Genomic DNA, 8,975 nt, shown 5'->3' with positions numbered 1-8,975 from the left:
GCTCGCTGAGTTTTACGGCCGTAAAACTCAGCGAGCCGAGGGGATCCGCAGCGCCTGCGACGCGAGCTGTTTTACGGCCGTAAAACAGCTCGCGCACCGACTGCCCCGAAACACAGGAGGGCCCGCGCCCGGCGCGATCCGCCAGGCACGGGCCCTCAGGGGTTACGCGTTACGGATCTCATCGTCGGTGACGCCTGCGGTGCGGGCGTCCAGGACGGCGCCGACAGCGGCGTCGACGGCGTCGTAGGCCTGCGGAGCGTCGGTGCCGTAGTCGTTGACCACCTGCGCGGCGATTCGGATAGCGTCGGCGGCGGACTGTGCGTCAGGCATGCTGTGGTCCTTTCGGATGGGCGCGGGGCTGTCCCGGCTCCTCTCACCGCCCGTACGGGACGGGCGGATCGGGCAACCGGTCAGGTGGCGCGGTCGCGGCCGGTACGGGTTACCGCGCCGACCCAGTCGTCGCCGAGACGGTCGACGAGGCGGCGGCGCAGTTCGTTGCGCTTGCGTGGGGTGGTGGCGGCCCACACTCCGGTCGTGGTGAGTTCCGGGTTGGCGAGCGCCCATTTCAGGCAGTCGGTGGCGACCGGGCATGTCGAGCAGGCGTGCATGGCGCGTGCCAGGGCCTGCTCCCGGACGGTGCGGCCGGTGAGCTCCTCGATGGCGAACGCGGTGGGGTCGGACCGGCAGGGGGCGGTGCGGGTGTCGGGGGCGGGGATGCGGGGGTCGGCCGTGATCTCGGCCGGGAATCGAGTCATGACAGAGCAGTCCTTGCGGAGGTGCTTGGGGGTGTCAGGCGTGGTCGTCGTCGCCGCGCTTGCGTGGGATGTCGGATGCGAACCTGCCGAGCCGGGCCTCTACGGGATGTTCGGAGATCCAGCGTTCGGCGCAGGTCTTGTGTACGTGCTCGCCGTGGTGGGAGCGCAGGACGGTGGGCTGGGGGCACAGCACGCAGGTCCGGCCGTGCCGGCCGATGGAGTGGCGGCTGTCGTGCCAGTCCAGCAGCATCCCGGGTGCCGGGATGGGGCCCGGCGCCCACAGTGGGTCCCTGTCCGTCACGGCCGCAGGCCGGGAAGCTGCTGGCAGACCTGCGCGAGCAGATCCGGCGTCGGCTTCCACGGGCCTGTGAGCTGTCCGCGTACGGGCGCGGGGACGGGCAGGGGGAGCTCCTGGGCGTCGGCGAGGACCAGGTGCCAGGCGTCTGGGAGCGCCCAGGGAGAGCACAGCAGGCCGCCGTCGCCGTCCTGGTGGCAGTCGGTGAGGCGGACCACGCCGAGGACGGCACCGGTGAGCAGCTCCCGGCCGTGGACGGTTCGCCGGACCAGCGGGTGGCGTAGGGCGGTCCGGTCGATGGTCGGGCTGGCGTGCAGGAGCAGCCAGCCACGCCAGGACCAGGCCTGTGGGGTGTTCGCGATCGTCTGGGCGCCGGTGAGGATGGCGGCGGTCCAAGGCTGTTTGACGGTCAGGCCTCGGATCCAGTCGCCCGGCGGCGGGGTCTGGGTGCTCATGCGGCTCGCCTCCCGGCGCCGGGGCGCCCTGCCCGGCGCCCGTGGACGGACGGCGTGCGGGCGTGGTCCGGGGTGGCGAGGACGGCCCGGCCGGAGTGCTTGCCCGCGTACATGGCGGCGTCGGCGGCCCGATGGAGGGTGGGCAGGTCGTCGGCGCCGATCGTGTCGGGGGCGGCGGCGCCGACGGACACCGCGACGTCGACCAGGCCGCCGTCCACGGTGACGGGCTGGGCGAGCGCGGCGACCAGGTCGACCAGCCGCTCGCGGCGGCGGGAGGGAGCGATACGGACTGCTGCCGCGAACTCGTCGCCTCCGAGGATGCCGACCGCGGCCCCGGGGCCTGCCCATGCCGTGAGGCGCCGCGCGGTGACCTCCAGGACGCGGTCACCGACCGGGTGTCCGTAGCTGTCGTTGATCTGCTTGAACTCGTCGACATCGAGCATGAGCACCAGCACGTCGCGGCGATGCCGGGTAAGGAGCTGCTCCGCGAGGGCGGTGTAGCCGTCTCGGGTGAGCAGTTTGGTGAGCGGGTCGTGGCGGGCAGCGGCCAGCTGCCGTTGAGCGGCGGCCAGTTGCCGCCGCCCGCCAGCGAGTTGGCGGTGGAGCTGGACGGCGTGGACGGTCCAGCCGGTCAGCGGCACCGCGAGGGTCGTGAGGATCAGTGTGCGAGTGCCCGCAGGGGCCTGTACGCGCACGGTGGAGGTCATACTGGTGTCTCCCTCTCCTTGCATGGGGTGGGAGCCGGGGCAGGCGACGGCTTGAGACGCATGGCGCCTGTCCCGGCGTTGGCTGCGGCGCGGCGAACCACGCCGGTCGGCGGAGCAGTTGGTCAGACGGCAGCCGCGCGGATGGCGCGGTCTGCGAGCACGCGGACGTCGGCACCGTCGGGGCCGTACGGGTCGACGTAGCTCTTGTGGTCGCTGACGATGAACGGCATATCGGCGGCGGCGATCGTGCAGCCATCGAGGGCGGAGATCGACCCGTCCCGCGCCGCGCGGTTGATGCGGTCGGCGTCGCGCAGGGCCTGCCAGGACTGCGAGTAGGGGCCCACGCGCAGCAGCGTGTGCCGGGTCCCGTCGCGGTGGCGGCCTTCAAGGTGCACGCCGTAGTGGGCGGGGGACATGCCGACGTCGGCGGGCAGCGACAGGTTCGCGGCGGCGTGGCTGAGCATCGCGTAGGCGGGGTGCCAGAGGCCGAGGATCGCGAGGGTCTGGCAGCGCAGCCAGCCGCGGCTGGTGTAGCCGAGCTGGTGGCCGTGGAGGTAGGCCGTCGCGTGCGGGGTGTCGGGGTGGACCAGGGCCACGGCGATCATGTCGGTGCCGTGGTCGTCGCCCGGCCGGGGGTGGACGCGCTCGACGAACGGGCCGACGCGCACCGCGGCATCCCCGCGGCCGGGCGTCCAGGGCTCGGCTTCGCGCAGGGCGGTCAGCATCGCGCGGAACGCCTCGAACGTCGCCCGGTCGGCGCTGGGCGCGGTGTCGCCGCGGCGGACCAGACAGCGGATCAGACGGTGGGTCATCGGGCGGTCTCCTCGGAGGTAGGGCGGGGGTGTGCCGTCGGCGCGGCGGGGGTGAGGTAGCGGGCGGCCGCGTCCACGAACTGGTCGTGGGCGACCATGGCGGCCTCCCGGGCTGCGGTCAGGGCCCGGGCGGTGGCGTAGGCGTCCCGTATTGCGTGGGTCAGCGTGACCATGTGGTCGGCGGCGGCGCGCACGTCCTGATCCTCGATGAGGACGCGCAGGGCGATGAGCGGGCGGTTGAGCGCACCGCGGGTCAGGTGGCTCTCCTCGCGCAGGGACTCTGTGCGCTGGGTGCTGGCGTCTTTCAGGACGGCGTCGCCGCGCCGCCACAGCGCTCGCCGGTGGTCGGACGCGGCGCAGGCCAGTTCGATGACGGCTTCCGTGCGGTCACGGCGGAGATCCTCGTCGGTCTGGACGCGCACCACTTGCGCGGCGGCGCGCTCCTGGGCGCGGCCGGAGACCGTCGCGCCCGCCAGCGTGCCGAGGACGGCGAGGGCGGTAGTGATCAGGGGCGCCCACATACGGGTCAGCCGGTGGTGAGGGCGAGGACGGCGGCGGCCAGGAGCAGCGCGAGCGCGGCGAGGATGATGTCGACCGCGCGGGCCAGCCGCTCGAACTTGGCAACGGCGAGAGTGGACAGCACACGGATGCGGGTGGCGCGGGTGTCCTCGCGCATCGAGGCGAGCAGAGCGGCCTCCGTCATCTGCGACCAGCACGGGACACCTTCGCGCGCGATGCGGCCGCGGCCGCCGAGGCTGGGGCGCACGACCAGGAGCAGCAGCACGGCGGCGGCCGCGAGGGCCAGGATGGCGGCGGCGCCGGTGATGCGGGCGGGCAGTGGCAGGGGCGTGTCCGCGACGCTGGCCAGGCCCGCGAGGGTCGCGCCGACGAACGCCAGGAGCAGCGAGGCTTTGCTGTCGGTGCGGCCGATCTCGGTGGTGACCGTGGCGCACGCCGCGTCCAGGGCTGCATTCGGATCCTGCGGGGCGGCCGGGGCCGGCTGCGGGCGGGGAGCGAGAGACATGGGGGTGCCCTCTCAGGCGCTGGCCGGGTCGAGGGCGACGGCGCGGCACTTGGCTGCGTGCTCCTGCGCCCAGCGCTTGATCGTCGCTCCGTCCGAGTAGTCCGCGGTGACGAAGTAGGCGCGGCTGTCTGGGCTGTCCACCAGGTACCGGTCCCGCTCCTGGGTGTAGCCGCAGCCTGTGCACAGTAGAACCAGCCGCATGTGCTCCGTGGAGCTGTCCACATACAGCGTGACGTCGACCGAGGCGCCTACGAGGTTCAGGTAGCGGGCTACCACGCCGTCCGGGATCTGAACCGGGCTCAGAGCGAGCTTGGCCTCTAACCGCTCGATCTCGGCCCGGAGCTCCCGGGCCGTCTCGTCGGCCAGGCGCACGGCCTGCGCGGTGCGGGCCCGCGCCCGGTCGAGCACCTGCTCATGCAGCTCATTCGTGCGGTGTGCGGCGCGGGCGGCCGCAGCAAGACGACTCTCGTAGTCGGCGGTCAGGGCGGCAAGCTCTTCCGCGAGCCGCTCCGTGGCCTGCTCCAGGTCGCCCTCCAGGTCGCGGACGCGGCAGTTCATGTCCTCCACCCGCTGCTCCAGGCCCTCGCACTTGCTGCGGGCCATGGGCAGTGCACTGGCGTGTGCCTCCAGGTGAGCGAGGTGGGACGTCGTGACGATGCGGAACATGATGCGTCCTTTCGGATGGGTCACGCCGCGAGGGCGTGCCAGGGTGTGATGTAGGTGGTGGGGTCGGCGGGGGTGCCGTCGTGGCACTCCAGACACGTGCCGAGTGAGCGCAGCGGGAGGCAGTAGAAGTAGCGCCGGCCGCAGTCCGGGCAGGTCTGCCGGGCGGCCATCGCCCGGTCCAGCGCGGCCTCTTGGGCGAGTGTCGGTGTGCGCTTGGGCAGGGCCAGGTCGACGCGGTACAGCCACGCCCACCGGCGCCCGCCGTGGCACTCGATGCGGGCGGCCGGGGCGTGCCCGCCGGGGCGCAGGCCCATCGCGCGCAGCTGGCGGCGGGTGGCGAGGCCGGTGTATCCGGCCTGTCGCCAGCGGTGGACGGGCAGGGAACCGTCGCCGGGGTCGTGAGGGTCGACGTCGGCCAGGTCCTCGCCCTGGCCGATGGTCACCGGCGCCAGGGGCCGGGCAGAGGGCCCGGGTAGTACGGGTGGCGGGGCCCGGGACGGGAGGGGCGCGGGCGGCCGATCCGGCGGCGCGGTCGGGGGATGAGCACGAATGGTCCTCCTGTGCGCGGGGCAGCGGAACGTGCCGCGCCCCCGGCCGGGAGCGTGGCCGGGGGCGCGAGGCGGTGACGGCTGGGTCAGGCGTTGTGCGTACCGGGGGTGGCCGGTGCGGGGGTGGTGTGTCCGGGGCGGTCCGGGCGGCGCGGGGTGTCGCCGTCACCGGTGAGGAGCGTGGACAGCCACACGCCGATCAGGAGACCGGCGATGCCGTACACCAGATGCCGGTGAGCGGCCCACCAGGTGGGCCGGGCGGGCTCGGTGAGGATGCCTATGACTGCGGGTCCTCGTCTCCCCATGCGGGGGTCCTCCTGTGAGTTGGGGTGTGTGAGTGGTGCGGCAGGCCGGGCGGCCTGCCCGGTCCTCGCGCACCGCGCCTTGAGGGCGGGGCGGGCGAGGATCAGGCGGAGCGCCCGGGACATGCTGAGGGCCCGCACCCCGATGTGGGTGCGAGCCCTGGTTGAACGCGCGGTCGGTCAGATGTCGGACGGGAGTTGCTTGCCGGTGTCGGCGTCGTACGCGGCCCCGGTGGGGGAGAGGCGGATCGTGCGGGAAGAAGCCCGCGAACCCTTCTCCCAGCGCTTGCCGCCAATCGCTATCCGCACGGTCACCTCCGCGAGGGGGTCCTTGACCGACAGAGCGATCTCAGGGTCCTTGGGGTAGTAGCCGTTGGTGCGGACACTGTGGGCGCTCTCTCCGTCTGCGTCGATGCGCAGGTACCTGGCGTTGGGGTCGAAGTACGAGCGGAGTTCGACGATCACGCGTGTCTTGTCCCGGGTCCAGCGGGCCACCAGGTGGGAGTCGACACCGTCGATGCGTACGGCTGCGCCTGACCGGCCCTTGTACGCCGCTGCCGCCTGTGTGCGCTCCTTCTGGTCCTGGCCGCTGTCCCCATCCATCCATACACCGATGCCGACGGCGGACAGGGCCGCAACGGCGACCACGTACGGCCAGCGGCGGCGGGTCCGTGTGGGCGCCTCGTCCTTGTCCGCGGCCGGTGCGGTCAGGCACGGGGCAGGCAACTCGCTGGCCCGGTGCCATTGTGGGGTTGTGCTGTCGGCCTCGAACCATTCGTTGCCCATGCGGGCGACCGTAGCGCGCAGCTGCACCGCTTGGCTGCGGTTCCCACACAGATCAGCCACGTGAGCACGGGTCAGCAGCCATCCCATGGCCTGAGCCGAGACGATTCCGTGAGCGGCGATGTCCTGCCGCTCCCCAATCGCGGCGAGGTCCGCGGCCTCGCTGCACCGGCCTTCCCTCGCCGCTCGGACTACGTCCTGGTGGCGGGTGTCGACGACGTTGGGCGGCATCTCCCATGCCCAGTCGCCCTCAGGTTCCGGGGCGTGCTCGATCGGGTCGAGCAGCTGCTCGATCGGCGTGCCCACCTCCTCCTCCAGGCCGTCGGAGGTGTCGTCTACGGGCTCTGAAGTTTCCACCGCGCACTCGGCCATCTCTTCGGCGGCGAGTGCCTGCTGCGCCCTACGGCGGCGCGAGGATGTGTCAGTGAGCAGCAGCTCTTCCTCGCTGAGCACGGTCTTGACGACATCGACGTAGTCCGGCCCGGCTTTCCACACAGCCTGGCCCGGTGCCAGCTTCGGGATTTTGGCGATTGCCCAGGATGGCAGGCCAAGCAGAGTGCCGACGGCTGCGGCTTCCTCCGGTCCAAGACGCCCCACGTGGGCGATCTCGCACAGGCGCGCCAGGTCCTGTGCCTTCCCTTCGCCCAGATCGGACAGCGTGTGCATCACGACGTCCAAACTGAGGGCCGCTTTGCGCGAGTTCTTCAACAGGCGCTGGATCAGCTCACTCGTGGCGGGGGACAGCAGGATCTGCCAGGCCTCTTCCAGCACCAGGTGGCGGTGCGGGGCGGTCGACTGCGGCAGCCATACGTGTTCGACCCAGCAGCAGACGGCCGCCATCAGTGATGGGATCGAGGGGCTGTTGCGGTCCATGCGGCTGAAGTCGAACGACAGGATCGGCAGATCCACTTCAGGAAGCGTCGCATCCTGGCCGTCGAAAAGGCCACGCAGCGATCCTTCCGTGTAGCGGGACAGGGCGATAGCGGCGCCCTCGCCCCACTCAGCGAGCCGTACAGCGGGCCACCGGCCGTCTTCCGGCGCCACCAGGGCATCCACCAGGCCGGGCAGGCAGGTGGACTTGGGGTGGGACAGGGCGTGCTGAAGGGCGTGGGTGGCCTGGTGGGTGAGCGCTCCCGGCTCGACAGCCGCGATCAGCGACCGGATCAGTTGCTCGCGTACTTGCTCCGGGAACAGGTTGCTGCACGGGTTCAGCGTGAAGGCGCCGGCCTCGATGACCCGGCCCCCCAGGGAGCGCACCAATGACGTCCACTCACCTGCGGCGGTGTCCTCTCCGAACGAGTCGATGACGACGGCCTGGTGGTCGTGGTGCAGGACTTCGCGGCGGATCCGGGCCTTGGCTGTCGAGGACTTGCCTGAGCCGAGTCCGCCCAACGCCAAGCTGTTGGTGGAGGGGAGCACCGCGGCGTCGGCCAGGACGGGGGAGAGGCGGAACATCCGTTGGTCGAGTTCGCTGCGCCCGATTGGGATCCCGGGGAACGAGGCGTTGGAGGCAACGAGTGGCGCTGTGATCGCGGCGTGGGTGGTCGGTAGACGGATCACAAGATCACCCCTTTCTGGGTGGTGGCTCCGTGCGGGGTGGTCATCATGTGGGCGCGGTGCTGCTGGCCGGGCAGCCAGTCAAGGCGAATGCGGTGCCGGTCAGCATCGAGGAGTGCCTGTTGCCGGGCGTCCATGACGGTCTCGGGGCTGTCACCCCAGACCGTCAGGTAGGCGTCGATGTCGACGAGCGTTGCGCCCTGCACGAGTGCGCCGTGCGTCGACGTCGACGCGATTTCGTGTTCGTCCTGCTTGACCTTGTTGTTGGTGAAGGCTTCCCCGGCGGCCTCGGACCACCGTGCCGACAGATGGGCCTGACGGGTGGGCAGGGGCCGGTACAGCACTGCCAGGGAGCGGTCTGTGTCCTGGCCCAACAGCAGGTTGGACATCAGGTCACCGCCAGCCTCCGCGGGCCATCCGGTGATCCGTGCGGTGGCACCGTACCGGCCGTCGTCCAGGCCCACCCACCCGGCCGCACGGTCGGTCACGGCGGGGACCGGATCCGGGGTGAGCGGAGTCAGGACGCCCAGCGCGGTGAACTCGTGCTCCACCGTGTCAATGACACGCGCGGGAGTTAGGCCCTGGGGGATGTGCACAGAGATGGTCTGCGTGTGCGCGGTGCAGTCGCCCACCATGGCGTGGTGGGTGACGTGCACCTGGATACCCGCGCGGCGGGCCTGGCCGCCCACGAATGTCAGCGCGCGGGAAAACGCTTCGTGGAATGCGGCCAGGCGGTGCGGGTCCTGCATGGTGCCGTGGTCCGGGTACAGCGTCCACGTCCGCGTCGCGCCGGGGCGCGAGGTCACGGAGTCGGGCACGGCACGTTCACGCAGGTGCCGGTACCCGACGGCCGCCCACCGCCCGAGGGAGCGCGGCCCCGGCGCCACATTGAGCAGGCCCGCAGCCGCGCCCACCGCACTGAGTGCCCACAGGGGCGGTGGGGCGACGACTGCCGACATCAGGACGGCGCCCCCGATCCCGGCAGTGGTTTTCGTCAGCAGGGTCTCCAAAGGGCTGAGTCCGCGCTGCACGGCGGGCACACGGAAGCCGGGAGTCAGGGAGTACACGGGA

General features: G+C 71.9%; 13 protein-coding genes. All 13 read right to left on the bottom strand.

What is annotated here, in order from left to right; translation table 11 throughout:
* Positions 1–162: 162 nt before the first annotated feature.
* Positions 163–330: a hypothetical protein gene (locus ACH4DX_RS35520; protein WP_398123976.1), complete on the bottom strand. Its 168-nt coding sequence runs from the start codon at positions 328–330 to the stop codon at positions 163–165.
* An 80-nt stretch (positions 331–410) separates the two neighbouring features.
* Entirely contained in the window at positions 411–755 is a 345-nt protein-coding gene (locus ACH4DX_RS35515; protein ID WP_398123975.1) for a WhiB family transcriptional regulator, read from the bottom strand.
* A gap of 34 nt (positions 756–789) precedes the next feature.
* Positions 790–1,056: a hypothetical protein gene (locus tag ACH4DX_RS35510; protein ID WP_398123974.1), complete on the bottom strand. Its 267-nt coding sequence runs from the start codon at positions 1,054–1,056 to the stop codon at positions 790–792.
* Complete coding sequence (locus tag ACH4DX_RS35505; protein ID WP_398123973.1) at positions 1,053–1,505, bottom strand: hypothetical protein; 453 nt, start codon at positions 1,503–1,505, stop codon at positions 1,053–1,055. Before ACH4DX_RS35505 ends, ACH4DX_RS35510 begins: the two co-directional genes overlap by 4 nt.
* Positions 1,502–2,212: a GGDEF domain-containing protein gene (locus ACH4DX_RS35500; RefSeq protein WP_398123972.1), complete on the bottom strand. Its 711-nt coding sequence runs from the start codon at positions 2,210–2,212 to the stop codon at positions 1,502–1,504. Before ACH4DX_RS35500 ends, ACH4DX_RS35505 begins: the two co-directional genes overlap by 4 nt.
* Before the next feature lie 122 nt (positions 2,213–2,334).
* Positions 2,335–3,024: a hypothetical protein gene (locus ACH4DX_RS35495; protein WP_398123971.1), complete on the bottom strand. Its 690-nt coding sequence runs from the start codon at positions 3,022–3,024 to the stop codon at positions 2,335–2,337.
* A complete protein-coding gene (locus ACH4DX_RS35490) occupies positions 3,021–3,545 on the bottom strand; it encodes a hypothetical protein (RefSeq protein WP_398123970.1) in 525 nt (174 codons plus the stop codon). The genes ACH4DX_RS35495 and ACH4DX_RS35490 overlap by 4 nt, the downstream gene beginning before the upstream one ends.
* A 5-nt stretch (positions 3,546–3,550) precedes the next feature.
* Positions 3,551–4,048, bottom strand: a complete 498-nt coding sequence (locus ACH4DX_RS35485) for a Pycsar system effector family protein (protein ID WP_398123969.1) — start codon at positions 4,046–4,048, stop codon at positions 3,551–3,553.
* Positions 4,049–4,060: 12 nt separating this feature from the next.
* The gene (locus ACH4DX_RS35480) at positions 4,061–4,714 is read right to left on the bottom strand and encodes a hypothetical protein (protein WP_398123968.1); all 654 of its coding nucleotides are present in this window, start codon (positions 4,712–4,714) and stop codon (positions 4,061–4,063) included.
* 20 nt (positions 4,715–4,734) lie between these two features.
* Positions 4,735–5,157, bottom strand: a complete 423-nt coding sequence (locus tag ACH4DX_RS35475) for an RRQRL motif-containing zinc-binding protein (protein ID WP_398123967.1) — start codon at positions 5,155–5,157, stop codon at positions 4,735–4,737.
* Between the two features lie 191 nt (positions 5,158–5,348).
* On the bottom strand, positions 5,349–5,567 hold the full coding sequence (locus ACH4DX_RS35470) for a hypothetical protein (RefSeq protein ID WP_398123966.1): 219 nt from the start codon (positions 5,565–5,567) through the stop codon (positions 5,349–5,351).
* A gap of 177 nt (positions 5,568–5,744) precedes the next feature.
* Entirely contained in the window at positions 5,745–7,907 is a 2,163-nt protein-coding gene (locus tag ACH4DX_RS35465; RefSeq protein WP_398123965.1) for a hypothetical protein, read from the bottom strand.
* Positions 7,904–8,971, bottom strand: coding sequence for a hypothetical protein (locus ACH4DX_RS35460; RefSeq protein WP_398123964.1), 1,068 nt, complete (start codon positions 8,969–8,971; stop codon positions 7,904–7,906). Before ACH4DX_RS35460 ends, ACH4DX_RS35465 begins: the two co-directional genes overlap by 4 nt.
* Positions 8,972–8,975 lie beyond the last annotated feature (4 nt).

The organism is Streptomyces sp. NPDC017940 (genome assembly GCF_044328435.1).
Lineage (GTDB): Bacteria > Actinomycetota > Actinomycetes > Streptomycetales > Streptomycetaceae > Streptomyces.
Note: the sequence above shows the minus strand (reverse complement) of the source record. Positions and strands in the feature narration are given on the sequence as shown.